The organism is Streptomyces sp. NPDC027189, assembly GCF_055566975.1.
In genome coordinates, this window is sequence record NZ_JBVHRI010000012.1 from 204,122 (window position 1) to 229,806 (window position 25,685).

A 25,685-nucleotide genomic window follows, 5' to 3' on the forward strand; every position below is an offset into this window, starting at 1 on the left:
GCTCACAGCGCCTCGAAGGAGTCGGTGTCCGGCGTGTGCGCGTGTACGGCGCCGGTGTGGACCTCGTAGTACCAGCCGTGCAGACGTAGTTGACCGTCCGTTATGGCCCGTTCCACACAGGGGTATTCACGGAGCCTGAGCAGTTGCGCGAGGACATGGTTTCGCACCGCGTCGGCGACGGCCGGGTCGTCGTCGGGAGCGTCGGAGGGGGGTTCGGCCTGTGCGAGCCAGTCGCGTACGGCCGGTACGGCGGTCAGGTCCTCGCCGCGCACCAGGGCTCCGACGGCACCGCAGTGCGAGTGGCCGCAGACCACGATCTCGGACACGCCGAGTACGTCCACCGCGTACTCGACGGTCGCCGCCTCGGAGGTCGGCCGGCCGGAGGCGTACGGCGGGACGATGTTGCCCGCGGTGCGCAGCTCGAAGAGCTCGCCCGGGCGGGCGCCGGTGATCAGGGCCGGGACGACCCGGGAGTCGGAGCAGGTGATGAACAGGACTTGTGGGGACTGGCCTTGGGCGAGCGAGGCGAATTCCTCGGGTCGCCGGCCGAAGGAGCGGGCATGGTCGATGAGAGGCTGCATGTCAGTTCCTCCTGGCGCGCCATGAGGGCGCGTCGGCTTACAGAACGGAGCGTGGGGGGACGCGCTCCGCTCAGCAGCGGAAGACCTGAAGTCCCGCGGGGGAGTGGTCGATCGAGGATCTCGACGTGTGGGGGTGCGAGGCGGTGAGAGGGACCGGCGGGTACGTGCCCGCGAGGTCGCTCGCGAGCAGGGCGCGCGCCGGCGTCTCGGGTACGAGGTCCTCGTCGCGGATCCGCTGGCGGGCACCCAGGGGCGGGGCCACCTTGTGCGGGTGCTCGGCCTCGGCGCAGGAGACGACTTCGCCCCTGTGCGCGGACGCGAACGCCTCGGTGGGGGCGAAGAGCTGCAGACTGATCAGGACGGCGGCGAGTACCACGAACAGGGTCCGGGCCGTCGTACCTCGTAACATGCGCCCCCTCCCGGCACCTCTTCCCTCATGTCAACACATAGGTTAACAAGGCGAGTTGTTTGCAGGGTTAACTCAACGTTTCACCCAGAAGAGGGCCGGAACCGATACCTCGGCGGCCGGAAACTACGCTTCCACGAGCCCCTTGGCGTCCCGGGCCAGTGCCGTGAGCCGGGATATCGCGCGGAAGTACTTCTTGCGGTAGCCGCCGTTCAGCATCTCCTCGCTGAACAGCTTGTCGAAGGGCATTCCGGAGGCGAGGACCGGCACCTCGCGGTCGTACAGACGGTCGGCGAGCACGACGAGCCGCAGCGCCGTCGACTGGTCCGGGACCGGCTGGACATCTGTGAGACAGACGGCCCTGACGCCGTCCGTCAGGGCGCCGTACCGGCTGGGGTGGACGCGTGCCAGGTGGTCGAGCAGGTGCGGGAAGTCGTCGAGCGAGGCGCCGGCGGTGGCGTACGCCGTCTTGGTGACCTGCTCATCGGAGAACGGCGCCGGGGCCTCGGGCAGCCCGCGGTGGCGGTAGTCCTCGCCGTCGATGCGCAGCGGCCGGAAGCGCGCGGACAGGCCCTGGATCTCCCGCAGGAAGTCGGCGGCCGCGAACCGGCCCTCACCGAGCTTGCCCGGCAGCGTGTTCGAGGTGGCGGCGAGCGCGACGCCCGCGTCGACCAGCTTGCCGAGCAGGGTGGAGACGAGGACGGTGTCGCCGGGGTCGTCGAGTTCGAACTCGTCGATGCAGAGGAGACGGTGGTCCGCGAGCGTCTGCACGGTCTTCTGGAAGCCGAGCGCGCCGACCAGGTTCGTCAGCTCCACGAAGGTGCCGAACGCCTTGAGCGCGGGCTCCGCCGGGGTCGCGTGCCAGAGGGAGGCGAGCAGGTGGGTCTTGCCGACGCCGTAGCCGCCGTCGAGGTAGACGCCACGGGGGCCGGCGGGCGCCTTCGGGGCCTTGCCGAAGCCGAACAGCCGGCGCTTGCCGCCGCCGACCGCGTGCGCCCCGCCGAGACCGGCCGCGAAGTTGCTGAGGACACGCACGGCCTCGGTCTGGCTCGGCTGGTTCGGGTCCGGGATGTACGTGGCGAAGCGGACCGAGTCGAAGCGCGGCGGCGGCACCATCTCGGCGACCAGTCGGTCGGCGGGGACGTGCGGCTCGCGGGCGCACAGGGACAGCGGGGCCGCTTCGGCTATCGGGTCGATCCCGGAGGCGGTGGTGGAGGACGACACGGTTCCCCACTCTAAGGGCCGTGCCACACTGCACGTCATGCGACGCCTGTTCCCTGTGACCTACGAAACAGCAGCCCAGGCCTCGGGTGGGGCCCCTGAGGCGGATGTGACGGACCGAGAGTGGGGGCTCGGGGAACTGGCGGAGGCCTACGCCTATCCCGACCGCCGGGAGCCCTGGCTGCGCGGCAACATGGTCTCCACGCTCGACGGCGCGGCCCAGCACGACGGGCGCTCGCAGCCCATCTCCAGCGCCACCGACATGCGGATCTTCGGGGTGCTGAGGGGGCTCGCCGACGTCGTGGTCGTCGGCGCGGAAACGGTGCGCCAGGAGGGCTACCGTCCGGCACGCGCGCGTGAGGCCTTCGCGGAGCTCCGGGAGGCGGCCGGACAGGGCCCCGCGCCCGCCATCGCCGTGGTCACCGCGAGTCTCGACCTGGACTTCTCGCTGCCGCTCTTCACCTCGCCCCTGGTGCCCACGCTGGTGCTGACGGGTGCCGCGGCGGCTCCCGACCGGGTCGCGGCGGCCGAGAAGGCGGGCGCCCAGGTGGTGGTCGCCGGGGACGGGATGGGTGTGGACCCCGCCCGCGCCGTAAGGGCCCTCGGGGAACTCGGTCTGAACCGGCTGCTGACCGAGGGCGGGCCCCGTCTGCTCGGCCAGTTCGTCGCGGGGGGAGTGCTCGACGAGCTCTGCCTGACCGTGTCGCCGATGCTCGCCGCGGGTGACGCGCAGCGCATCGCCGGGGGGCCCTCGATGGCGGTCCCGGCGAGATTCGAACTCGTGTCCCTGCTGGAAGAGGCCGGGTTCCTGTACAGCCGATACCGTCGGTCTTGACAAGTCGGCGGAATGCCTCATTCCGGTTATCTTCCGCTGGGCACACTAAATCGCGCAGACCCCGTGCGGTCACGGGGCAGGATGGTTTCCGCAGGGGCCTGGGACGGGCCCATGGAGGAGAAGGGCGCCTGTCGTGTTCGCAAGCGTATTGATGATCGAGAAGGCCCTGACGTCCGCCGACGTGGAGTTCGTCACCACCTTGCACGGTGACGAGCCGGTCGCCTTCCACGTGCTGCTGCAGCCTCGTGGGGACCAGGCGGACCGGTTGCTGCGGGCCATCGACGACGTCGCGCTCGGTGAGCTGGACGAGGCGGCGCACGAGCGCGACACACCGGAGGGCGAGGAGGCGGTCGGACAGGGGCAGCAGGCCCTCGAGGTGTCCCTGCTGGCCCTGCGCTCGGCCGGCAGCGAGGCCGAGGGCCGGCTCATCGAGGACCATCCGCTGGACGCGCTGAAGGCCCTCGTCGACGAGATCGACGCCGACGAGGTCATCGTGCTGACCGACCCCCACTACGTGGAAGAGTTCTTCCACCGCGACTGGGCCTCCCGGGCCCGCCACAAGGTGGGCGTGCCGGTTCTGAAACTGTTCTCGCACAGCAAGGCGTGAACGCTGCCGCTGGGCTGGGCGGTGGGGCGCCGTCGGGGTGCGGTGTCTTTCGGGGTGCGGGTGCTTCGTGGCTGGTCGCGCCCGCGCGGCGGGGCCGCATGACGAGCACCGTCCCGCGCCCCTTGGGCAAGCTGTCGCTTGCGCCCCTTGCGAGGTGCCCAGTGCTCCACGGCATAGGCTGGGGGCGCGCTCCTTCAGGGGGCGCGCTCATCGTCGTACCGGATCTTGGGGAGAACAGCGCATGGCACCCGGCCTTCCTACCGCCATGGACCGACCGCACTTCATCGGCATCGGCGGCGCCGGGATGTCGGGCATCGCGAAGATCCTCGCGCAGCGTGGGGCCAAGGTGGCGGGCAGCGACGCGAAGGAGTCCGCGACCGCCGAGGCTCTGCGCGCGCTCGGTGCGACGGTGCACATCGGGCACGCGGCCGACCACCTGGCGTCCGACGCCACCTGCGTCGTGGTCTCCTCCGCGATCCGCCCGGACAACCCGGAGCTGGCCCGTGCCGCGGAGCTCGGCATCCCGGTGGTCCACCGCTCGGACGCCCTCGCCCGGCTGATGGACGACCTGCGCCCGATCGCGGTCGCGGGCACCCACGGCAAGACGACCACGACGTCGATGCTGGCGGTGTCCCTGTCCACTCTGGGCCTGTCCCCGTCGTACGCGATCGGCGGCGACCTCGACGCCCCCGGTTCGAACGCCCTGCACGGCGAGGGCGAGATCTTCGTCGCCGAGGCCGACGAGTCGGACCGCAGCTTCCACAAGTACGCGCCCGAGGTGGCGATCGTGCTGAACGTGGAGCTGGACCACCACGCCAACTACGCGTCCATGGACGAGATCTACGAGTCCTTCGAGACGTTCGTGGACCGCATCACCGAGGGCGGCACGCTGGTGATCTCGGCGGACCACGAGGGCGCGCGCGAGCTGACGCGCCGCGTCACGGCCGCGGACGTCCGCGTGGTGACGTACGGCGACGCGGCGGACGCGGACGTCCGGGTGCTCTCCGTGGTCCCGCAGGGCCTGAAGAGCGAGGTGACGGTACTCCTGGACGGCTCGGAGCTGACCTTCACGGTCTCCGTCCCCGGCCGCCATTACGCGCACAACGCGGTGGCGGCGCTGGCGGCGGGCGTGGCGCTCGGCATCCCGGCCACCGAGCTGGCCCCCGCGCTCGCCTCCTACACCGGCGTGAAGCGCCGCCTCCAGCTGAAGGGCGAGGAGGCGGGCGTCCAGGTCATCGACTCCTACGCGCACCACCCGACGGAGATGACGGCCGACCTGGAGGCGATGCGCGCGGCGGCCGGTGACACCCGCATCCTGGTGGTCTTCCAGCCCCACCTGTTCTCCCGCACCCAGGAGCTGGGCAAGGAGATGGGCGCGGCCCTGTCCCTGGCGGACGCCTCGGTCGTCCTGGACATCTATCCCGCCCGCGAGGACCCGATCCCGGGCGTCACCAGTGAGCTGATCATCGAGGCGGCACGGGCGGCGGGCGCGGATGTGACGCCGGTCCACGACAAGGGCGAGGTGCCCTCCGTCGTCGCGGGAATGGCGAAGCCCGGTGATCTCGTTCTCACCATGGGCGCGGGCGACGTCACGGACCTCGGACCCGAGATCCTGACCCGCCTGTCGAAATAGCCATACGCCGTACCTGTAGTGAGGGGTTGAGCTTCATGTCGTACGACATCGAAAAGCCGGACGAGCAGTGGCGCGCGGAGCTGACCCCGGCCGAGTACGTGGTTCTCCGCAAGGCGGGCACCGAGCCGGCCTTCACGGGCGAGTACACCGACGCCAAGACCAAGGGCGTCTACTCCTGTCGCGCGTGCGGCGCCGAACTCTTCACGTCCAACGAGAAGTTCGAGTCGCACTGCGGCTGGCCGTCCTTCTTCGACCCGAAGGACACCGACGCGGTCGAGCTGATCGAGGACCGGTCGCACGGGATGGTGCGGACGGAGGTGCGGTGCGCTCGGTGCGGGTCGCATCTTGGGCATGTCTTCGAGGGTGAGGGGTATGCGACCCCGACCGACCAGCGGTACTGCATCAACAGCATTTCGCTGCGGCTGACGCCTGACGAGAGCTGATACGCGGCGCACGCATGCCCCGGTGACGGGCGCCCGCTTCGGCCGCGCGCGAGGGCGGCCCCCGGCGCCCGTCGGCGGAGGGTGTGCGTGCCGGGGCTTCCTGGACGTGTCGCGCGCGCCGGCCGGAGTGACGTGCGGCAGTTCGCCTCGTCGGTGCGGTCAGTCGATGAGGTCGGCGACGAGGGTGACGAATTCGTCGGGGGTGGCCAGGCGGATGCCGAGGGTCTCGGCCTTGGCGCGTTTGGATCCGGCGCCTTCTCCGGCGACGACCAGGGTGGTCTTCTTGGAGACGCTGGAGGAGGCGCGGCCGCCGGCGCGTTCGACGAGCTCGTTCATCTGGTTGCGGCTGAGCTTCTCCAGCGCTCCGGTCATCGCGCCGGTGACGACGACGGTCATCCCGGCCAGCGGCCCGCCTGTCGGCTCCGCGGTGTCTCCGCTGCTGTCGGCGTCGCCCGCAGCGGGGCTCGGCGGCGTGGCGCCGGGCTCGCTCATGTTCACCCCGGCCGCGGCGAGTTTGTCGATGAGCGGGGCGAGGTCGGTGAGTTCGGTGACGATGGACGGGGCCTTCTCGGTGCCGATGCCCTCGACCCGCTGCATCGCCTCGGCGTCGGCGGCGCGGATGTTGTCCATGGTCGCGAAGTAGCGGGCGATGCGGCGGGACATGGACCGGCCGGTGCCGCGCACCCCGAGCGCGCACAACACGCGGGACAGCGGTTGCCCCTTGGCCGCGCCGATGGCGGTGAGGAGGTTGTCGGTGCTGGTTTCCCCCATCCGTTCCAGGCCCAGCAGCTGGTCGCGGGTGAGGGTGAACAGGTCTGCGAGATCGGCGACCAGACCGGCTTCGACGAGCTGAATCACGCGGGTGTGGCCGAGGCCCTCGATGTCGAGCTGGTCGCGGCCGGCGGCGTAGGAGAGGGCGGCGACCAGGTGGCAGTTGCGGCCGTTCTCGCAGCGCCAGCGTTGCTCGCTGGTGTCGATGCCGGCCCCGCAGCGCGGGCAGACCTCGGGGAAGACGATCGGCTGTTCGTCGCCGGTGCGCAGGTGGGCGACGGGGGCTTCGACGCGGGGGATGACGTCGCCGGCGCGGTGGACCATGACGTGGTCGCCCAGGCGCAGGTCGCGGCGGGTGATGTCGGCCGGGTTGTGGAGGGTGGCGTACGTGATGGTGGAGCCGTCGATCTCGACCGGTTCGAGGACGGCGCGCGGGGCGATGATGCCGGTGCGGCCCACGTTCCACTCCACCTCCAGCAGTCGGGTGATCTTCTCCACGGCCGGCAGCTTGTAGGCGATCGCCCAGCGCGGGGCGCGTGAACCGGATCCTGCGGCCCGCTGGTCGGCGGCCAGGTCGGCCTTGATGACGATCCCGTCGATCCCGAACGGCAGCTGGGCCCGCAGTGCGGCGATCTCCTGAACGCGCGCCAGGACCTGCTCGGCCGCTTCGGCGGTGACGCCGGGCACGTCGGTGCGGGCGGTGGTGTTCACGCCGAGCTCGGCGGCCAGCGCCATCAGATCGCTGTGCGCGCTCTCGCCCAGCCGCGCAGTGAGCGCCGCATCGGTGTCGGGCAGCGGGAGCAGGCCGTAGCCGAAGAACGTCATCGGCACGGTGTACGCGCGGTCCTTGGCGCGCAGCGTGCCCGCCGCGGCGTTGCGCGGGTTGGCGAACGGCTGCCCGCCGTGCGCGGAGCGCACCTCGTTGGCATGCTCGAACTGGTCCGTGGTCATCAGGACTTCACCGCGCACCTCCACCGTGACCGGCTCGGCGAGCTCCCGCGGCAGGCCTTCGACGGTGCCGATCGCGTGCGAGACGTCCTCCCCGGCCGTCCCGTCACCGCGTGTGATCAGCCTGGTGAGGCGGCCACGGGTGTAGCGGGCGGCGATCGCGAGTCCGTCCAGTTTCGGTTCGACGCTGAATCGTTCCGCCTCGTGGCCGATGCGCCGGGCCAACGACGCGGTCCAGGCGGTGAACTCCTCCGCCGAGAACACGTTGTCCAGGCTCAGCATCGACACCGTGTGCGGGACATCCCCCTGCGCTGCGCCCCCGGCGACCTTCCCGGTCGGCGAGTCGGGCAGCACCTCGTCGGGGTGATCGGCCTCCCACGCCGCTATGCCGCGCACCAGTCGGTCGTAGGCGTCGTCGTCCAGCACGGATGTGCCGCCCGCGTAGTAGGCGGCGGACGCCTTCACCGCGTCCTCGACTGCCTGCGCGTAGGCGGCGGCATCCACGATCACTGCACCAGGTGTTGTCATGCCCGCCATCCTGCCTGCCACCACTGACAACGCCCCGGGCGCGCGCTTCACCGCCGGCGGGAAGTGGTGGTGGACCCTTGCGCCTCGGGCTCGGGAACCGGGTCCGATTCCCGTCTCGGCCCGCAGGCGCACGTCCAGTGCGCTGGACATGACCGAGGGGCCAGCGAAATCGCCGGCCCCTCGGTTTCAGTAGCGGGGACAGGATTTGAACCTGCGACCTCTGGGTTATGAGCCCAGCGAGCTACCGAGCTGCTCCACCCCGCGTCGGATGACCCCACCCTACGCCAGATTTCGCGGCCTCCGCACCAAGATCATCCGTCAACAGGGCACCGGTGGCTGATTGGGCGGCGATGGGCTGCCCGGCCATGGCGACTGCGAGCGACGGCACGTCAACCCGGAGCCAGGCGGAACCTCTGCCCGACGGCCGCGTCGATCCGGCTTCCACCGTCCTCATCGTCATCCGCGGCAGTTCGGCATCCGGCAAGAGCTCGGTGGCCCGCGCCATTCGAGACGCCTGCGGCCGGGGCCTCGCCCGGGTCGAGCAGGACCACGTGCGCCGCATCCTGCAGGGCTGCGCTTCAGGGCGCCGGTTCCACAAAGTTCTCCTGCGTGTGGTGCGGCGGGAAGCTGCCGAGCCGTTCCGGCAGCTTCCCGCCGGTGGTGCCGGGCCGCCCGAGGCCGGGCAAGCGTGAGCGGTCCTGGCCCGGCTCACCGGCGAGAGCGCGACGACGACACCCTTCGAAGGCTTCTCGCATGCCGAGGCCGGCCGCAGCCACGCGTACGGCGGTTCCGGTCCCGGTCCCGCCGTCGTGGAAGCGATCATTCACGCCCACTACGGCCAGGTGCCCGTGGACTCCGCAGTGGGAGCCGGCACCACCGTCGCCGTCCGGTGCCATCGGGTCGGGAGACTCCGACTCATCCGCTGAGTAGTCTCCGAGACATGCGGATCTCTGTTTCCTCGGACATGGACGAACCCGTGGCCCGCGCCCTTCTCGTGGAGTTGCGCAAGCGTGGCCACGAGGTACGGGCGCACGGGGCGCTCCTCCCCGGCGACGACGCGCAGTGGGCGGCGTGCTCGGCGGCGGCGGCCGGCGAGGTCGCGGCGGGGACGTCGGACCAGGCGGTCGTGTGCTGCTGGACCGGCACCGGCGCGTCGATCGCCGCGAACAAGGTGCCGGGGGTACGAGCGGCGCTGTGCACGGACGCGTACACGGCGGACGGCGCACGCCGCTGGAACGACGCCAACGTGTTGGCACTCAGCCTGCGGCTGACGTCCGAGCCGCTGCTCAGGGAGATCCTCGACGCATGGTTCGCGGCCGAGGCCGGCGACGACGCCGAGGACAAGGAAAACGTGGCGCATGTCGGACGGCTCGACCTCGGGGGAACTGTTCCCTAGCCGAGCCGACGCGAGGACTCCGCCGGCTCCGGCTCACAGCGCCTTGCGGTGCACAAGGGCCGAGAGCACGAGTGCGCCCGGCAGCAGGGGCAGCCAGATCGTCAGGACGCGGTAGCCGATGACGGTCGCCGTGGACAGGTCCAGGGGGGCGTCCAGCGCGACCATGGTGAACACCAAGGCCGCGTCCACGGGGCCGATGCCGCCCGGCGCGGGCACGGCTCCGACCGCGGTGCTGGCGGCGAGGAACGCGAAGACCACCTGTGGCCAGGACAGCGGCAGACCGAGCGAGGCCCCGACCGAGGCGATCACGCTGGCCTGGAGCACGGGGGCGATGGCCGAACCGCCCCAGAGGGCGAGGACGCGGCTGGGCCGGGTGTGCAGCAGCCGTACGTCGGTCAGAGCGGTGCGTACGAGGTTGAGGACGGGGCGTCGCAGTGGACGTACCACCGTGATGAGCAGGGCCGGCACGGTCAGGCCGATGGTCACGCCCCCGGCGATCATGAACAACGTCCGCTCGTCCGGGACGAGTTGACCGAGTCGCAGCAGGTCGGGGAAGACCACGAGGAACACGAGAAGCACCAGTGTCTTCGCGATCGGTTTGACCAGCGAGTACAGGGCGAGCGAGGCGGTGGCCCGCGCGAGGGGGATGCCCTGGCGCTGCAGGAAGCGCAGGGTGACCGCATGCGCGCCGATGCTCGCCGGAAACACATGGTTCGCGGCACCGGCGGCGAACTGCGACGCGAGCAGCGGCCCCGGTGCAAGCCTTTCCGGTATGGCTCCCTGTCGGACGACCGCGGCGGCCACCCAGCCCAGGCAGGTGAAGAAGAGCCCGGAAAGCAGCCACCAGGGGTCGGCGGAGGCCAGCCGGGCGGCGCCGTCGGACACCGCGTGCCAGTCGACCGCCGCCCACGCTCCGATCAGCAGGAGCGGGACCAGACTCAGCACCCGGCCGGCCAGGCGTGCGGCGGAGGGGGAGCGGACGGGGGCTGGGGCGGGGAGCGGCCCCGGGAGTTCATCGAGCGGGAGCAGGGACACGGCGCACGTCGTCCTTCCACGTCGCGCACCGCGCGGTGCGGGGCGGACGGAAACAAGGCGAGGCAGGAGGGGACGGCTGAAACGTGCCCGCCCGGTGTGACGCCACGGTGTCCGGGAGCCGAAGCAGCGCGGGCGGGTGGGCGACGCGGCCCACGCCCGTCGTCCCGCACGGCGTGCTCCTGGCGCAGGTGATGCGTACGGGCCTGGTGAGCCGAGCCCCTCCGCGGCATGCGACTCCGATGCGGTGGCCCTTCTCGAGGATCGGCAGGAGAGCGCGGACACAAGCGCCGTGTACTCGGTGCGGGTCGGGTCTTGGGCAGGTGTTCGAGGGTGACGGCCACTCCACGCCCACTGGCCGGCGAAACCGCATCGAGCGCACTTCGTTGCCGCTGACCCCTGCCGAGAGCTGAGCCCCGGGCGGCCCGCGGGTGCTCGAGTCAGGCGGTGTCCCGCGGTGTGGTCGGCCGCGAACCGAAGGGCCTTCTCGGCGTGGCGCGGGCCCATGCCGGTCTCGACGACGAGCACGGAGTGGCGGCCGCCGATGACGCCGATGTTCGGGACCAGCTGCACCAGCCGGTCGGGGACGAGCACGACGTCATCGGCGAGCTGCCGTCGGACTGCGGGCCGACCTCGTCGACGTGGCCCTGCCCCGGGCGCCCGTTCGACGACACCGGCATCACTGTCCACATGCTGCGCTCGGACCCGGTCGGCGAGCACGACATGTGCGGGCCCCGCCCGGTAGTCACCGGGCGGGGCCAGGGTGTGCGGACCACTCAGCCGAGATCGGACGCGTCCAGGCGGTACAGACCGCTGGTGGTCGACGAGGTCGACGTACTGGACGTACTCGACGTGGACGGCGACGAACTGGAGCTGTACGTCGAGGACTTGACGGCGGTGCCGTGCTTCTCGACCCAGGTGGCGACCTCTGAGTCGGTGCCCTGTCCGCCGTTGGCGCTGATCACGATGTAGTGCGGCTTGCCGGACTTCACCAGGCTCTTGAGCTTGGCCAGAGTCATGGCGTTGTCGCTGCCGGACCAGCCGCCCATGGAGATCACGGGCTCGCCGGACTCCAGGATGATCGAGGAAGCGGTCTGGTCGGTGGCCACCGCCACCAGCCAAGTGGCGCCGTCCTGGTGCTTCTTGAGGTACGTGATCACGTCCGAGGCGACCTGGCTGCCGCCGCCCGTCCGGCCACCGCCGCCACCCGCGTCAGATCGGGTAGTACGCGTGGCCGACGGCCTGCGCCGTGACCCATCGGGTGTCGTGAACGCCTCGGCCCGCCCGCCCGCCTGCCCGCCTGCCCGCCTGCCTCCTGACTGCCTGGGCGCCAGGCCCGGGCGCACCAGGCCTCCTCACTGGACGGGAAGCGCCTGTTCGGCCCAGATCGTCTTTCCGGTGCCGGTCGGGCGGGTGCCCCAGCGGTCGGTGAGCTGGGCGACGAGGAGGAGGCCGCGGCCGCCCTCGTCGTAGGTGCGGGCCCGGCGCAGGTGGGGCGAGGTGCTGCTGGCGTCGGAGACCTCGCAGATGAGGGCGCGGTCGCGGATGAGCCGGAGCTGGATGGGGGCGCCGCCGTAGCGGATGGCGTTGGTGACCAGTTCGCTGACGACGAGTTCGGTGACGAAGGCGGCCTCGTCGAGCCCCCAGTCGCTGAGCTGCTCGGTGGCGTACTGCCGGGCGGTGGCCACCTCCGCCGGGTCGGCGGGCAGGTCCCAGACGGCGACCTGCGCGGTGTCCAGGGCGCGGGTGCGGGCCAGCAGCAGCGCCACGTCGTCGGAGGGGCGCTCCGGGAGCAGGGCCTTGAGCACGTTGCCGCAGACGTCCTCCAGATTCCCGGCCGGGGCCGCGAGGGCGGCGCACAGCGCGGCGGTGCCGGCGTCCATGTCGAGGTCGCGGGCCTCGATGAGACCGTCCGTGTAGAGGGCGAGTACGGCGCCCTCGGGCATGTCCAACTCGGTGGACTCGAACGGGAGGCCGCCGACCCCGAGCACCGGCCCCGCGCTCACTCCGACGACCTCCACGGTTCCGTCCGGGTACAGCACGGCGGGTGGCGGGTGCCCGGCCGAGGCGATTGTGCAGCGGCGGGCGACCGGGTCGTACAGCGCGTACAGACAGGTGGCACCGATCTCGCCGCCCCGACCGCTCTCGTCGGCCGCCAAGTGCCCGACCAGATCGTCGAGGTGGGTGAGCAGCTCGTCCGGGGGCAGGTCGACATCGGCCAGCGTCCACACCGCCGTGCGCAGCCGACCCATCGTGACGGAGGCGTGGATGCCGTGTCCGACGACGTCTCCGACCACCAGCGCCACCCGGGTGCCGGACAGCGGGATCACGTCGAACCAGTCGCCGCCCACGCCCGCCTGGGACAGCGCCGGAAGGTAGCGGGAGGCGAACTCGACCGCCGCCTGTCCCGTGACGACCTGCGGCAGCAGACTGCGCTGCAGGGCCAGCGCGGTCGTGTGCTCCCTGGTGTACCGGCGGGCGTTGTCCACGCAGACGGCGGCGCGACTGGCCAGCTCCTGCGCCATTGACACGTCGTCCTGGTCGAAGGGATCGGGGCTCCGCGGGGTGAGCAGCCGTACGAAGACCGCCACGCCGAGGGTGGTACCGCGTGCCACCAGCGGTACGGCCATCAGTGAGAAGTCCCTGTCGTCGCTCTCCCGCAGTTTGGCGGCCCGGTCGTCGTGCCGCGCGAGCCAGGTGTCGAGGTCCGCCTCGCCGGTCCTGGTGAGCACCGCGGCGCCGGTGGCCAGCGCGTGGGCGGGCGGCGAGGAGGGCGGATAGACGTCCGCGGAGCCCAGGTCGATGGCCGCCTCGGGCACTCCGGCGGTGCGGGAGTGGTGTGCGACGCGGCGCAGCTGCAGATCGCCGGCCACCGGGCCGGCGACGGGTTCCTCACCCTGGAGCACCGAGTCCAAGAGGTCCACGCTGGCGAAGTCCGCCAGCTGGGGCACCGCGAGTTCGGCCAGCTCGCGGGCCGTGTGGATCACGTCCAGCCGCGTACCGATACTGGTGGCGGCCTTGTTCAGCAGTGCGAGCCGCTGCCTGGCCAGGTGCTGCTCGCTGCTGTCGAACGCGGCCAGCGCGACCCCGAGCAGCGGCCCGGAGGGATCCCGCAGTGGCCACATCTCGGTGCTCCACGCGTGCATCCGCTTCCCCGAGGGCGCCCGGGTCCGGCTCTCGTAGTGCACGGGCTGCCCCGTCTCCACCACTCTCCGCAGCTGGCGCTGGAACCCGCGGCTGTGCTCCGCGTCCTCCACGGTGTCCGGGTAGAACCGGCCCAGGAACTCCGCCTCCGCCCGGCCCGTGATCCGGCAGGCCGTGTCGTTCATCCGCAGATAGCGCTGCTCGACGTCGAAGATCGACATCGACACCGACGCCTGCCGGAAAGCGAGCTCGCCCAGCGTGCGGGCCCCGTCGTCCGGCACCGTGGTGATCACGTATCCCCCCGGCTCCCCCTTGTCGCCCCGCAGCGGGCAGACCCGCAGCGCCAGCTCCGTGCGCCGCCCGTCCCGCAGCCGTACGGCCACCACCGCGCCGCCGCTCTCCCGCAGCTCGCGCCAGGCCGTGCCGGCGTTCGGGTAGATCAGCTCCGACACCGGCCGTCCGGTGATCTCCTGCGCGGTGTATCCGGTCAGCAGGCGTGCGCCCTCGCTCCAGCTCGTGATGATTCCCCGTGCGTCGACCACCGCCATGGCGTCACCGGCCGTGGTCGCCCGCCCCCCATCGCCCGGCAGTGTCACCATATGTACAAGCATGATCCGATCGGGCAGTGGCATCAACCCAGGGGTTCGGAGCTGTTGTCGGGCGAGTCAGCGAACGCCTCACCGCCGTGCGCGCCATGCTGACGGGGGTGGTCGGCGTCCCGGGCCCCCAGGCGCGGCCGTCCGCGTATGCCGGTCCATGCCGCCCCGGAACCAATGGAGAACCATGGACGCCGACAGCAACCAGCGCGACGACGCCCGCCTCGACGCTTCTTTCCAGGCACGTGCCTCCGCGCTGCTGCGCCGTCCGATGCTGTGGCTGGTGCCCGCCGTCCTGACCGGGCTGCTCGCGCTGCTGCTGTCACTGCTCTACATGGGCGGCATCGTCAACCCGGACCAGCAGCTGCACAACCTGCCCATCGGCATCGTCAACGCGGACATCGGCAGGCCGCCGGCGGGACAGCGGCAGAACGTGGGCACGCAGGTCACCGAGGGCGTCATCGGCGGCGACAAGTCTGGCAAGGCCGAATGGCGCCGGCTCACCCAGTCCGAGGCACAGGATCAACTGTCCTCCGGCAGGATCTACGGCGCCCTGGTCATCCCCGCGGACTTCACCGACTCCGTCGCCGCGCTCACCACCGCGAACGCCACGGCCCGGCCCACGGTCACGGTGCTCACCAACCCCGGCATGGGCAGCCTGGGTTCCTCGCTGGCCGGCCGGATCACCACGGCGGCGGCCCAGCAGTCCTCCGCGACCATCGGCAAACAGCTCACGGCGGCCCCCGCCACCGCCCAGGCCGACCCCACCACGCGCCTGCTGCTGGCAGACCCCGTGCGGGTCGTCACCGAGGTCGGTCACCCCATCGGCGAGCACAGCGGCCTGGGTCTGAGCGCGTTCTACTACACGCTGCTGCTGGTGCTCTCCGGCTTCCTCGGCGCCAACCTCATCAGCACCGGTGCCGACACCGCCCTGGGCTACGCGGACAGCGAGATCGGCCCCTGGCACACCCGCCGCCCCACCGTGCCGATCAGCCGCACCCAGACGCTGCTGCTGAAGATGGTCATGACCGCCGGGATCAGCGTGCTGACCACCACCCTGGTCATGGTGGCCACCATCTCGATCCTCGGCATGGACGCTGCCCACATCCCATTGCTGTGGATCTACTCCTACTGCGCGAGCCTCGCGGTCGGTCTGGGCGTCCAGGCCATCAACGCGGCGTTCGGCGGGATCGGACAGCTCGTGTCCATGTTCGTGTTCATCGTGCTGGGCCTGCCGTCGTCGGGCGCCACCGTTCCGCTCCAGGCCGTCCCCGGTTTCTACCGCTTCCTGTCGGTCTTCGAGCCCATGCGCCAGCTCAGCGACGGCGTACGCGCCATCCTCTTCTTCGACGCGCGCGCCGACGCCGGCCTCACCCGAGCCTGGACCATGATCGCCGTCGGCGCCGCCCTCGCCCTGCTCTTCGGCTTCGCGATGACCCGCTACTACGACCGCAAAGGCCTGTACCGCATGACGCCTCAGCCCGCCTGAGGCAGGGTGGCGATGCCGCCGCGGAGGAAGGCCGTCGCCGTGTCGATGCCGGCCTCTCAGGTTGCGCTGGATCAGTTCGCCGACGGCCGCCGCCACCGTACCGACGGGTGCGCCCGACCTAGGGCTTTCGAGCCACCGCTCCGTACATGGCGATGTCCTCGTCCCGGATCTGTTGGGTCTCCGTGCCGTCCGGATGCCACTTGTGGACCTGGGTGATGCCCGGGTCGACGAGGTCGAGGCCGTCGAAGAACTCCTCGGCCTCCGCGTGTGTACGCAGCCGCATGGGCATGCCGCGGGCCGCGTACTCGCGCGCGACCCGCCCCACCTCCCCGGGAGCGAACTCGGCGGTGCCGATGGACATCGCCAGGTGGCTGCCGGAGGGGAGGGGGTCCAGCAGGCGGCGGACGATGCCGACCGCGTCGTCCTCGTCCAGCACGAAGTGGACGATCGCGATCACCGTGAGGGCCACCGGCCGGCCCAGGTCGAGAGTGTCGCGCAACTGTGGGGCGTCCAGGATGCTCGCCGGGTCGAGCATGTCCGCCTCGATGTACGACGTCCTGCCCTCGGGTGTGCCGGCCAGCAGGTCCCGGGAGAGGGTGAGGACGAGGGGGTCGTTGTCCACGTAGACGACCCGGGACTCGGGGGCCACCGCCTGGGCGATCTCGTGGAGGTTGGGGGAGGTGGGGATGCCGGTCCCGATGTCGAGGAACTGGCGTATCCCGGCCTCCTCGGCGAGATGGCGCACCGCTCGGTGCATGAAGTCGCGGTTGGCGCGCATGTGCACCGGCAGGGCGGGCCACTCCCGCACCATCGCGTCGCCCGCCTCCTTGTCGGCGGCGTAGTAGTCCCTGCCGCCGATGATGTAGTCGTAAATGCGCGCGGAGTGCGCGCTCCCGGTGTCGATCCGGGCCGGTCCTCCGTTGTCGGACAACGCCGCCCCTCCCGTCAGTTCGGCGCTCATGTTTCCCAGGACACTTGTCATCCCGGCGGCGGTGAAAACCACTTGAGGCCGCCCCGCCGTTCGGCGGGGGATTCCCGCCGAACGGCGCGTACCTGGCAGCCGAACCGTCGGGCACCATGAACGCACTGGTCACACCGCAGTGGCCGTGACGCGAGGAGCCGCCATGACCGCTGAGCCCACGATCGCCGCAGCATGGGCAGCCGCCGGGCAGGTCCCTCCGCCGCCGCCCTTCGACCCGGAGCTGGCGGCCGCGCTGGAGCTGATCGCGGAGGAAATTCCGTCCGGTTTCACGGCGGAGCTGATTCCCGCGCTGCGGGAGACCACGAACCACATGCGGCCCTCGGACGACGAGCTCCGCAGGGACGGCGCCTTCCAGGTCGAGGAGCGGTCGGTGCCGGGGCCCGCGGGCGCGCCGGACGTATCGCTGCTCATCTGCCGGCCGACCGGAGCGAGCGCGCCGCTGCCTGCCGTGTTCTACACCCACGGCGGCGGCATGATGCTCGGCGACAACCGGATGGGCGTGACCGAAGCGCTCGACTGGGCCGAGGAGTTGGGCCTTGTGGTGGTGTCGGTGGAGTACCGGCTCGCCCCCGAGCACCCGCATCCGGCGCCGGTCGAGGACAGCTACGCAGGGCTGGTGTGGACGGCCGCGAACGCCGAGGAGCTCGGGATCGACCCCGACCGCCTCCTCGTCGCCGGGGCCAGCGCCGGGGGCGGACTCGCCGCGGCCCTCGCGTTGCTGGCCCGGGACCGCGGTGGGCCGGAGCTGATCGGCCAGTTGCTGATGTGCCCGATGCTGGACGACCGCAACGACTCGCTGTCCGGCCACCAGATGGCAGGGCTCGGCGTCTGGGACCGTACGGCCAACGCGACGGGCTGGGGCGCGCTGCTGGGTGAGGGCGTCGGCGGCCCCGATGTCTCGCCGTACGCGGCTCCGGCCCGGGCGGCCGATCTGTCCGGGCTGCCGCCGGCCTTCATCGACGTCGGCTCCGCGGAGACGTTCCGCGACGAGGACATCGCGTACGCCGACCGGCTCTGGCAGGCGGGTGGCCGTGCCGAACTGCACGTGTGGCCCGGCGGCTTCCACGGCTTCGAGATGTTCGCCCGACAGGTGCCGCTGGCCCAGGAGAGCCGGGCGACCAGGTTGCGTTGGTTGCGGCGGCTGCTGGGTGCCTGATCGGCGTCGCCGCCCGGGGGTACGACGTCGATGCAGCGATGGTGACTTTTTCGCCCCTCCGCCCCTACCCGTCCCGTTCCCGGGGGCTGCCGCCCCCAGACCTCCCGCTTCGGCCTGAATGGCCTCGTCCTCAGACGCCGGACGGGCTGAAACCGGTCGGACTGAGAGAGGTCCGCCCACGTCGGCTGACCCGGCGTCCGCCCGCCTTGGCCGGAGCCCGGCGCTTGGCAGGGCGGGGTCGTGGTCTCAGGATGGTGCCTGTGAAAGAGCTGGCAGGACGGCTTGCGGCGCTCGACCCGGACGCGGGTGCCGCGTTGCAGGTCATCGCGTACTTCGACCGCCTCACGGAGGGGCGGGTCGGCCTGGAGGCCTTGGTGCGCGGGGCCGCGGTGCTGTCCGGCTGCCCCGCCCGGCTGGTCGACGAGCGGCGCGCCGTACGGATCAGGGTCACGCCGGACGGGCGGCGCGACGACTCCGCCGGGGCCGTCGACCCGGCCTGGCCGTGGGCACCACTGGGGCCCACCGACTCGTCGGCGACCGGCCACGCCCACGCCGCCGCCCCGGAAACCCCGGCCGCTCTCTGGCTGGAGCGCCCGGGTCCGCCCGACGGCGTACAGGCCATGGTCCTTGAGCGGGCGGCGCGTGCCGCACGCGGCGTCATGGACCGGACGCGCGGACGGGCGTCCACGGGCGTACCCGCGGCGCACGACCCCGCGCTGGTGGAGGTGGTGCTGGACGCGTCCGCACCGCAGGCCGCGCGGTCCCACGCGGCGGCACAACTGGGACTCAAACAGGGCGAGTTGGTGCGGGCGGTGGCGCTTCACGAGGGCGGCGCGGAGATCGTGCCCGCCGGTCGGCGCGTCCCCGGGACGCGGCGGGCCGGTGTGGGACCCGCCGTCGAACCGGCCGAACTCCCGCAGTCGTGGGTGGCCGCCCGGACCGCGCTCCGGCTGACCGCGGAGGGCACGGCACGGGATCCCGGGGCGCGCACGGTGTACGCCGAGGAACTCGGCGGTCTGGCCCTGCTCGCCGCCGCCGTGGGCCCGGACACCCCGCCGATCCCCGACGTACTCGCCGTGGAGCGCGCTGTCGCCGAGGCCATTTGGGCGGCCGCGACACTCCATGCCGTGGCGTCCGCCCCCAGTCTCCGCGCCGCGGCCGCCGAACTGACGGTGCATCACTCGACCCTTCAGGAACGCCTCGCGCAGGCCGAGCACATCCTGGGCTGGGACGTGCACTCGCCTCAGGGGCGGCTGCGTCTGCAACTGGCCCTGGCTGTACGGAGGTTGCGGCGAACGGCGGCGGAAACCGGGGCGGGGCGGCCGGCGCCCTCGGCGTGATGGCGGTCGCCCCGTCGCGCTCCGAGCCCGGCGCCGCGCGACGCCGCGTGCGCGCGGCGGCGGCTCGCCCTACGGCCGCCGCCCCCCGTACCGCATCTCCCGAGGACTCACCCCGAACCGCTGCCGGAACGCCGTGCTCAGCGCGCTCGCCGAGGAGAAGCCCGAGGCGTACGCGAGATCGGTGATGGTCAGGTGTCCGCAGTCGCCGCATTGGAGGCGCTCGCGGACGAGGCGGAGGCGTTCCTCGCGGATCAGGTCGCGCGGTGTGGTGCCCGCGCGCTGCAGGGCCAGTTGGATCTGGCGCAGGGACCAGCCGAGGGCGCGGGCCATGGACGAACCGGCGAGGGCCGGGTCGGGGGCGTGCTCGCGGACGTAGCGGCGGACCGTGGTCTCCACGTCGGTCAGGTGCCTGGACCCGTCCGGACGGTCGTCCCCGGTGGCGAGCATGCACAGCAGCTCGACGATGCGGTCGGAGACGGCGTTGAACTGGGGGTCGGTGAGGTGGTCGCGCTCGGTGTACAGGTCGTTCAGCATGTCGCCGACCACACGGCCGAGGCCTCTGCTCAGGTCGAGGCCGGTGGCCAGCGGCGACTTGCGGTTCAGCGGGCCGTTCACCTCGCGGGCCGGGATGGTGAGGATGAACGCCTGGGTGGACGCGTCCTGGAGGCACTCGAAGGGGGTCCCGAAGGAGACCAGCGTGCCGGTCCCCGGCGTCAGCCGTGCCTCCTGGCCGTCCTGTCGCAGAACGATCTCTCCGCTGAGCGGGAGCAGCAAGCGGTAGTCATCGTCGGGGTCGTCCCGGACCTGCCCCGCGGTTCTGCTGTACTCGATCTCGTCCGACCGGAATCTGACGAGCTGATAGGTCTCGGTGCGCTGGCGGACCGTCTCGCCGCGGAAGTTGTCGGTGTGTGCGTACCGGTACCCCATCCGGGACTGGTAGGAGCCGATGTGCTCGCTCCAGAAGTCGGCCCGCTCGCGCGGATCCACCTCACCGGTCGACTGTGATTCCACGAGGTAGCTTCCCGCGGGCAACGACACCCTCAACTCCTGTGCAGCTGGCGGTAGTTACGCGCCGTCAGCCTAGTGCACACAGCCTGTGCGCATGACAGCAACTTCCTTGCGCGCCGGGGCAAGCGCGGGCGCCGACGCGCGGCTACCGTCGTGCGGCGCGTCCACTCACGCCCCACCCCTCACTCTTCCCACTGCCATTCCTTCAACTCACGTACGTATTTGAGGACTTGAAGACTCATGACCGAACGGATACCGGAGGCGGCGTTCTGGTGCCTGGCCGTCGGCCTGCTCGTCGTCACCGTGCTGCTGGTGCGCCAGCGCGGGATCACCGGGCGGCAGCGCGGACGGACCACCGAGCTGGCGGAAGGGCTGCGGGCCCGGGACGAGGAGCTGCGCCATCTGGTCGCGGTCCGCCTCCCGGCCCTTGAGGGCGGCCCGCACCAACCCCACCCCGCCGTAGGTCTGCTCGACGCCCGGCTTGCCGACACGGACTTCGCCAAGTGCCTCGACAGCGTTCTCGAACGGTTCTCCGGAGCCGTCGAGCACGCGCAGTCCCGCGCCGACCAGTCCGCGAAGGCCGCCCTGAAGGCGTCGATGCGCTCCATCCAGGCCCTCGCCAACGAGCAGCAGGTGTCCATCTCCGAGATGCAGGACAGGCACGACCACCCCGACGTGCTGCGCGACCTGCTCGAAATCGACCACACCAACGCCCAGTTCGGGCGTCGGGCCCAGGCCATCGCCGTCCTGTGCGGCTCCTGGCCGGGACGACAGCGCGCCACCTCCGCGCTGATCGAGGTCGTACGCGGCGCGACCTCCCGGATCCGCGACTACCGGCGCATCCGGATCAACGGGCAGGTCGACATCGCCGTCGAGAGCCGCGCGGTGGAGCCGGTGGTCCTCGCGGTCGCCGAGCTCCTGGACAACGCGGCCCGCCACTCGCAGCCGAACACGAGCGTCGAGGTCAACGTCCAGTCGGTGCACAACGGCGCCTGCGTGATCATCGACGACGCGGGCGTCGGCATGGACGGGCAGGCGACGGAGCACGCCGCCGCGCTGCTCTCGGGCCGGGACGCGGTGGACGTCACCCGCCTCGACGACCCGCCCCAGTTCGGCTTCGCCGTCATCGGAGTGCTCGCCGCGCGGTACGGATTCAGCGTCTCGGTGGACACGCGCTCCCCGTACGGCGGCGTGCGTGCCGTGGTGTTCGTACCGGCGGCCCTGCTCACGCACGCGGACACGGTCCAGGAAGCGCCGCCGCCGGCCGAGCCGGCACCGACGCCCGCTCGTACCACGACGCGTACGTCCCCTCGTACGACCGAGCCCGCGGAGGTCAGCACGGCCGGAGGACTGCCCAAACGCCGCCGTCGTGCGCCGCAGGCGTCGGCGACCGCCGAAGAGCGAACCGCCGCGCCGACCGAGGAGATCGGCGGCCGCTCGGCCGAGGAGAACGCCCGGCGCATGGGCGCGTTCGCGCGCGGCACCCGTTTCGGCCGGGCCGCCCAAGACGGCCCCACAGCCGCCACCGCCCCCGATGCCTCCGAAGCAGCCCCCCACGAGAACGAAGGGAACACACAGGGATGATCGCGCCCATCACCAACGAGCTGGGGTGGATGCTCGACGAGGTCCTGAAGGTGCCGGAGGCGCGGCACGCGATCCTGCTGTCCGCCGACGGCATGCTCCGGGCCCACTCCGCGGACATCGACCGGGACGACGCCGAGCGGCTGGCCGCGGGCCTGTCCGGGGTGCAGTCGATCAGCCGCAGCACAGCCGAGTTCTGCGGCAGCCCGAACACGCCGTGGCGGCAGACCCTGATCGAGTTCGCGCACGGGTACGTCTTCCTCGTCGCCGCCGGCGAAGGCGCGTATCTCGCGGTGTCGACGACGGAAGACGTCGACATGGAGGCGGTCACCTACCGCATGCACAAGCTGGTCGACCGGCTCGGCAAGGAGCTGACCAGCCCGGCCCGGCAGGACGCCGGCAGTCCGGCATGACGCCCCGGCGCCGTCCCGGAGAGCGGCTGGTGCGGTCGTACGTCGTCACGGACGGCCGCTCCCACCCGTCCCGCAACACCCTCGACCTGGTCACGCTGCTGATCGCCGCCGACGATCTGCCGTTGACCGGCCTGAGCCCGGAGAAGCGCCGGCTGATGGAGCTGTGCAGGCCCGGAGCGCTGTCGGTCGCCGAGGTGGCCGGGCATCTGGAGCTGCCGGTCAGCGTCACCAAGGTGCTCATCGCCGACCTGATGGACAGCGGTCACATCGTCACCCGCGCGCCCATCCCTTCCGCCCGCCCTTCCGACACCCGCATCCTCCAGGAGGTGCTCGATGGGCTCCGCGCCCGCCTCTGACGACGTCTATCTGCGCCCCAGTGTGCAGACCGCGGTCAAGCTGCTGATCGTGGGCCACTTCGCGGTCGGCAAGACCACCTTCGTCGGCGCGCTGTCCGAGATTCGGCCGCTGCGCACCGAGGAGGTCATGACCCAAGCAGGTGCCCTCGTCGACGACCTGGCCGGTACGAGGGACAAGACGACCACCACGGTGGCGCTCGACTTCGGCCGCCTCACCCTCAACGACGCCTTGGTCCTCTACCTGTTCGGCACCCCGGGACAGCAGCGCTTCACCGAACTGTGGCAGGACATGACCCGGGGAGCGCTCGGCGCGCTCGTCCTCGCCGACACCCGGCGCCTCGACCAGTCCTTCGAAGTCATGAGCGTACTGGAGGAGTTGGGGCTGCCCTACGCCGTCGCCCTCAACGACTTCGACGACGCCCCCGAACACGATCTGGAGGAGGTGCGCGAGGCCCTCGACCTGCTGCCCTCGACCCCGCTCGTACGCTGCGACGCCCGCGACCGGGTCTCCTCCACCGAGGCGCTGATCGCCCTCGCCGAATACCTGCTGACCCGCACCGGCGAAAGCCGCCCAGGCGAACTGGAGCACGCGTGACCGCCGTACCCCCACCGGGCTGCCCCTTCCACGAGCCGCTGCACGGCCCGGAGTTCGCGGCCGACCCGGCCGCCGTCTACCAGCGGCTGCGCAGGCTCGGACCGACCGCCCCCGTGGAACTGGCCCCCGGAGTCCAGGCGACGCTCGTCACCTCCTACGGCGCCGCCCTGCACGTCCTGCGCAGCCCGGAGACCTTCTCCAAGGACCCCCGCCGCTGGCAGGACCTGGCCGACGGCATCGTCCCGATGGACAGCCCGGTCGTGCCGATGATGATGTACCGGCCCAACGCGCTGTTCACGGACGGCGAGGAGCACCGCCGGCTGCGCGGGGCGATCACGGACAGTTTGGCCCGGGTGGAGCCGAACACCCTGCGCGGATACGTGGAGCGCAGCGCCGATACGCTCATCGACCGGTTCGCGCCGCTCGGCACCGCGGATCTGCTGGGCGAGTACGCCCAGGTCCTGCCACTGCTCGTCTTCAACCGCCTCTTCGGCTGCCCGGCCGACTACGGTGTCCGGCTGGTCGAGGGCATGTCCGGGATCTTCGACGGGGTGGACGCCGAGAAGGCGAACGAGCTGCTCACCACCACCCTGCTCGACCTGGTCACGCTGAAGCGGGCCAAACCCGGGCAGGACATGACGTCCTGGCTGATGGCGCACCCTGCCGGGCTCACCGACGAGGAGATGATCCACACCCTCGTCGTCCTGATGGGCGCCGGCACCGAGCCCCAGCAGAACCTGATCGCGAACGGTCTTCGGCTGCTGCTGTCCGACGACCGCTTCGGGGGCGACCTGTCCGGCGGCAGCCTGCCGGTGGAGGACGCCCTGGACGAGGTGCTGTGGACGGACCCGCCGATGGCCAACTACGCCGTGCACTATCCGATGCACGACGTCGTGTACGAGGGCGCGCTGCTGCGCGCGGGCCGTCCGCTGGTCGTGAGTCTCGCCGCCGCGAACACCGACCCGTCCCTGACGGCCGATCAGCGGGCGGGCAACCGCGCCCACTTGGCGTGGAGCGCGGGCCCGCACAACTGCCCGGCGCAGAGCCCGGCCCGGCTGATCGCGGCGGTCGCGGTGGAGAAGCTCCTGGACCGCCTGCCCGACGTCGAACTGACCGTTCCGGCAGGGGAGTTGGTCTGGCGGCCCGGCCCGTTCCACCGTGCGCTCGTCGCGCTGCCCGTACGCTTCCCGGCCACCACGAGGGTCGTACGGTCCGACGGTGAGCGGCGGCCGTACGCGAGTGCCGTTCCGGCGCCCGTCACGGAGCCGCCCACCGAGGGGCCCGACCGGCCGAGGAGCGGCTGGGCCCGGCTGCTGGCGTGGTGGCGCGGGGAGTGACCTGCGTCTACCCGATCCTGGCGGGCAGGGAGCGGTGGCCGTTGGAGATGAAGGAGTCCACCGGCCGCAACTCATCGGAGGACACGGCGAGTCGGAGGTCGGGGAACCGGTCGAAGAGCGCCGGGAGCGCGATACGGGCCTCCAGGCGGCCCAGCGGGGCACCCAGGCAGTGGTGTACGCCGTAGCCGAACGCGAGGTGCTCCTTGTCGGCACGGGTGACATCGAAGCGGTCGGCGTCCTTGCCGTGCCGCTCGACGTCGCGACCGGCGGCGGCGTACGCGGCGAGGATCGCCTCGCCCTTGCCGATCACGGTGTCGCCCGGGGCGCCGAGTCCGGCGAGAGGCAGGTCCTCCACGGCGTACCGCAGGGGCAGGCTCGCGACCGGCGCGTCCACCCGCAGGGTCTCCTCGATCACGTCGTCCCAGGTGGCGCGGCCCGCACGGACGTGCGCGAGCTGCTCCGGGTGGGTGAGCAGGGCGTGCACGGCGTTGTCGATGAGGTTGACCGTGGTCTCGTGCCCGGCGCTGATCATCAGCACCAGGGTGTCGAGGAGCTCCTGCTCGCTGAGCTGTGAGCTGCCCTGCTCGTCGCGGGCCGCGATCAGTCCGGTGGTCAGGTCGTCGCCGGGTGACTCCCGCTTGGCGGCGACGAGTTCGGCCAGCACGACGTACAACCGCTCGTAGGCGGCGGTCATCTCGCCCGGGTCGGCGGAGGTGTCGAAGATGCGGTCCACCAACTGCCGCAGCTCGGGCCCCCGCTCCTCGGGCAGGCCGAACAGCTCACTGATCACCTGGATCGGCAGCGGGTAGCAGAGTTCCTCGCGCAGATCGACGACCCGGGACCCGCGCCCGGCCTCCGCGATCCGGTCGAGGAGCCGCTCGGTGATCTCCTCTATACGGGGCTGGAGCGCGGCCGTCCGGCGTGCGGTGAACGCCTTGGAGACCAGGATGCGCAGGCGTTTGTGGTCGCCTCCGTACGCGGTGAACATGTTCTGCACGGCGACCCAGGTGAACAGCGGCCAGTCCGGTGTGATCTCCCCGTTCGCGAGCCGGGGCCAGTGCTGCCGGGCGTCCTTGGACACCCGGGGATCGGTCAGCAGCCGTTTGAGCAGCTCCGGACTGCTGACCGCCCAGGCCTCCACGCCACCGGGGAGCGTCACCAGGGTCGCCGGCCCCCTGGCGCGGATGCGGGCGGCTTCTCCGTGAATGTCGCGGCCGGTCGCGTCTATCACTAAGGGGCTTGGGTTTCCCATCGGGAGCCTCCCGGGCGCTCGAACGGCAATATGGC

The 25,685-nt window shown here is 71.7% G+C and carries 24 protein-coding genes and 1 tRNA gene; 14 read left to right on the plus strand and 11 right to left on the minus strand.

What is annotated here, in order from left to right; genetic code table 11:
- Nucleotides 1-2: 2 nt before the first annotated feature.
- The 3 genes from ACZ4RZ_RS27595 to zapE all read right to left on the minus strand — a co-directional run bounded on the left by ACZ4RZ_RS27595 (nucleotide 3) and on the right by zapE (nucleotide 2,211).
- Nucleotides 3-581: a carbonic anhydrase gene (locus tag ACZ4RZ_RS27595; RefSeq protein WP_467748502.1), complete on the minus strand. Its 579-nt coding sequence runs from the start codon at nucleotides 579-581 to the stop codon at nucleotides 3-5.
- A 70-nt stretch (nucleotides 582-651) separates the two neighbouring features.
- Nucleotides 652-990 carry a hypothetical protein gene (locus ACZ4RZ_RS27600; protein WP_467748503.1) on the minus strand — a complete coding sequence of 113 codons (339 nt, stop codon included), beginning with the start codon at nucleotides 988-990 and terminating at the stop codon, nucleotides 652-654.
- A 123-nt stretch (nucleotides 991-1,113) separates the two neighbouring features.
- On the minus strand, nucleotides 1,114-2,211 hold the full coding sequence (zapE, locus tag ACZ4RZ_RS27605; RefSeq protein WP_467748505.1) for a cell division protein ZapE: 1,098 nt from the start codon (nucleotides 2,209-2,211) through the stop codon (nucleotides 1,114-1,116).
- Between the two features lie 37 nt (nucleotides 2,212-2,248).
- Here zapE and ACZ4RZ_RS27610 point away from each other — a divergent pair, with 37 nt between their 5' ends.
- The 4 genes from ACZ4RZ_RS27610 (at nucleotide 2,249) to msrB (ending at nucleotide 5,726) form a co-directional block, all read left to right on the plus strand.
- Nucleotides 2,249-3,043: a pyrimidine reductase family protein gene (locus ACZ4RZ_RS27610; RefSeq protein ID WP_467748507.1), complete on the plus strand. Its 795-nt coding sequence runs from the start codon at nucleotides 2,249-2,251 to the stop codon at nucleotides 3,041-3,043.
- A 133-nt stretch (nucleotides 3,044-3,176) separates the two neighbouring features.
- On the plus strand, nucleotides 3,177-3,650 hold the full coding sequence (locus ACZ4RZ_RS27615; RefSeq protein WP_467748509.1) for an indole-3-glycerol phosphate synthase: 474 nt from the start codon (nucleotides 3,177-3,179) through the stop codon (nucleotides 3,648-3,650).
- Between the two features lie 241 nt (nucleotides 3,651-3,891).
- Nucleotides 3,892-5,283: a UDP-N-acetylmuramate--L-alanine ligase gene (gene murC, locus ACZ4RZ_RS27620; protein ID WP_467748510.1), complete on the plus strand. Its 1,392-nt coding sequence runs from the start codon at nucleotides 3,892-3,894 to the stop codon at nucleotides 5,281-5,283.
- 35 nt (nucleotides 5,284-5,318) lie between these two features.
- Nucleotides 5,319-5,726, plus strand: coding sequence for a peptide-methionine (R)-S-oxide reductase MsrB (msrB, locus tag ACZ4RZ_RS27625; protein ID WP_467748512.1), 408 nt, complete (start codon nucleotides 5,319-5,321; stop codon nucleotides 5,724-5,726).
- Nucleotides 5,727-5,885: 159 nt separating this feature from the next.
- Here msrB and ligA read toward each other — a convergent pair whose 3' ends face one another.
- Nucleotides 5,886-7,973: an NAD-dependent DNA ligase LigA gene (gene ligA / locus ACZ4RZ_RS27630; protein ID WP_467748513.1), complete on the minus strand. Its 2,088-nt coding sequence runs from the start codon at nucleotides 7,971-7,973 to the stop codon at nucleotides 5,886-5,888.
- A gap of 190 nt (nucleotides 7,974-8,163) precedes the next feature.
- A tRNA-Met gene (locus ACZ4RZ_RS27635) sits at nucleotides 8,164-8,237 on the minus strand.
- Nucleotides 8,238-8,338: 101 nt separating this feature from the next.
- Between ACZ4RZ_RS27635 and ACZ4RZ_RS27640 the strand changes: the two genes are divergently transcribed.
- Nucleotides 8,339-8,665, plus strand: a complete 327-nt coding sequence (locus ACZ4RZ_RS27640) for a zeta toxin family protein (RefSeq protein WP_467748515.1) — start codon at nucleotides 8,339-8,341, stop codon at nucleotides 8,663-8,665.
- Nucleotides 8,666-8,913: 248 nt separating this feature from the next.
- Nucleotides 8,914-9,369 carry an RpiB/LacA/LacB family sugar-phosphate isomerase gene (locus ACZ4RZ_RS27645; protein WP_467748517.1) on the plus strand — a complete coding sequence of 152 codons (456 nt, stop codon included), beginning with the start codon at nucleotides 8,914-8,916 and terminating at the stop codon, nucleotides 9,367-9,369.
- Between the two features lie 33 nt (nucleotides 9,370-9,402).
- On the opposite strand, the gene ACZ4RZ_RS27650 is transcribed toward ACZ4RZ_RS27645, so the two are convergent.
- From ACZ4RZ_RS27650 to ACZ4RZ_RS27660, 3 genes are all read right to left on the minus strand, one after another.
- Nucleotides 9,403-10,404, minus strand: coding sequence for a lysylphosphatidylglycerol synthase transmembrane domain-containing protein (locus ACZ4RZ_RS27650; RefSeq protein WP_467748519.1), 1,002 nt, complete (start codon nucleotides 10,402-10,404; stop codon nucleotides 9,403-9,405).
- Nucleotides 10,405-11,177: 773 nt separating this feature from the next.
- A complete protein-coding gene (locus tag ACZ4RZ_RS27655; protein WP_467748521.1) occupies nucleotides 11,178-11,561 on the minus strand; it encodes a mannosyltransferase YkcB-related protein in 384 nt (127 codons plus the stop codon).
- Between the two features lie 195 nt (nucleotides 11,562-11,756).
- Nucleotides 11,757-14,144 carry a SpoIIE family protein phosphatase gene (locus ACZ4RZ_RS27660; protein WP_467748523.1) on the minus strand — a complete coding sequence of 796 codons (2,388 nt, stop codon included), beginning with the start codon at nucleotides 14,142-14,144 and terminating at the stop codon, nucleotides 11,757-11,759.
- A 184-nt stretch (nucleotides 14,145-14,328) separates the two neighbouring features.
- On the opposite strand from ACZ4RZ_RS27660, the gene ACZ4RZ_RS27665 reads away from it, so the two are divergent.
- Nucleotides 14,329-15,630, plus strand: a complete 1,302-nt coding sequence (locus tag ACZ4RZ_RS27665; protein ID WP_467748525.1) for a YhgE/Pip domain-containing protein — start codon at nucleotides 14,329-14,331, stop codon at nucleotides 15,628-15,630.
- A 118-nt stretch (nucleotides 15,631-15,748) separates the two neighbouring features.
- Here ACZ4RZ_RS27665 and ACZ4RZ_RS27670 read toward each other — a convergent pair whose 3' ends face one another.
- Complete coding sequence (locus tag ACZ4RZ_RS27670) at nucleotides 15,749-16,561, minus strand: SAM-dependent methyltransferase (protein WP_467748636.1); 813 nt, start codon at nucleotides 16,559-16,561, stop codon at nucleotides 15,749-15,751.
- A gap of 193 nt (nucleotides 16,562-16,754) precedes the next feature.
- Between ACZ4RZ_RS27670 and ACZ4RZ_RS27675 the strand changes: the two genes are divergently transcribed.
- The gene (locus ACZ4RZ_RS27675; RefSeq protein ID WP_467748527.1) at nucleotides 16,755-17,768 is read left to right on the plus strand and encodes an alpha/beta hydrolase; all 1,014 of its coding nucleotides are present in this window, start codon (nucleotides 16,755-16,757) and stop codon (nucleotides 17,766-17,768) included.
- A 260-nt stretch (nucleotides 17,769-18,028) separates the two neighbouring features.
- A complete protein-coding gene (locus ACZ4RZ_RS27680; RefSeq protein ID WP_467748528.1) occupies nucleotides 18,029-19,108 on the plus strand; it encodes a helix-turn-helix domain-containing protein in 1,080 nt (359 codons plus the stop codon).
- Between the two features lie 69 nt (nucleotides 19,109-19,177).
- On the opposite strand, the gene ACZ4RZ_RS27685 is transcribed toward ACZ4RZ_RS27680, so the two are convergent.
- The gene (locus ACZ4RZ_RS27685) at nucleotides 19,178-20,119 is read right to left on the minus strand and encodes an AraC family transcriptional regulator (RefSeq protein WP_467748530.1); all 942 of its coding nucleotides are present in this window, start codon (nucleotides 20,117-20,119) and stop codon (nucleotides 19,178-19,180) included.
- A gap of 237 nt (nucleotides 20,120-20,356) precedes the next feature.
- Here ACZ4RZ_RS27685 and ACZ4RZ_RS27690 point away from each other — a divergent pair, with 237 nt between their 5' ends.
- Genes ACZ4RZ_RS27690 through ACZ4RZ_RS27710 form a run of 5 tightly spaced genes read left to right on the plus strand, consistent with a single transcriptional unit; the run spans nucleotide 20,357 to nucleotide 24,398 of the window.
- Complete coding sequence (locus ACZ4RZ_RS27690) at nucleotides 20,357-21,700, plus strand: ATP-binding protein (protein ID WP_467748532.1); 1,344 nt, start codon at nucleotides 20,357-20,359, stop codon at nucleotides 21,698-21,700.
- Nucleotides 21,697-22,110 carry a roadblock/LC7 domain-containing protein gene (locus tag ACZ4RZ_RS27695; protein WP_467748534.1) on the plus strand — a complete coding sequence of 138 codons (414 nt, stop codon included), beginning with the start codon at nucleotides 21,697-21,699 and terminating at the stop codon, nucleotides 22,108-22,110. Before ACZ4RZ_RS27690 ends, ACZ4RZ_RS27695 begins: the two co-directional genes overlap by 4 nt.
- A complete protein-coding gene (locus ACZ4RZ_RS27700; RefSeq protein WP_406174613.1) occupies nucleotides 22,107-22,466 on the plus strand; it encodes a DUF742 domain-containing protein in 360 nt (119 codons plus the stop codon). Before ACZ4RZ_RS27695 ends, ACZ4RZ_RS27700 begins: the two co-directional genes overlap by 4 nt.
- On the plus strand, nucleotides 22,444-23,061 hold the full coding sequence (locus tag ACZ4RZ_RS27705; protein WP_467748536.1) for a GTP-binding protein: 618 nt from the start codon (nucleotides 22,444-22,446) through the stop codon (nucleotides 23,059-23,061). Before ACZ4RZ_RS27700 ends, ACZ4RZ_RS27705 begins: the two co-directional genes overlap by 23 nt.
- A complete protein-coding gene (locus ACZ4RZ_RS27710) occupies nucleotides 23,058-24,398 on the plus strand; it encodes a cytochrome P450 (RefSeq protein ID WP_467748538.1) in 1,341 nt (446 codons plus the stop codon). Before ACZ4RZ_RS27705 ends, ACZ4RZ_RS27710 begins: the two co-directional genes overlap by 4 nt.
- A gap of 7 nt (nucleotides 24,399-24,405) precedes the next feature.
- Here the strand turns inward: ACZ4RZ_RS27710 and ACZ4RZ_RS27715 are convergent, their stop codons facing one another.
- The gene (locus ACZ4RZ_RS27715) at nucleotides 24,406-25,650 is read right to left on the minus strand and encodes a cytochrome P450 family protein (protein WP_467748540.1); all 1,245 of its coding nucleotides are present in this window, start codon (nucleotides 25,648-25,650) and stop codon (nucleotides 24,406-24,408) included.
- Between the last annotated feature and the right edge of the window lie 35 nt (nucleotides 25,651-25,685).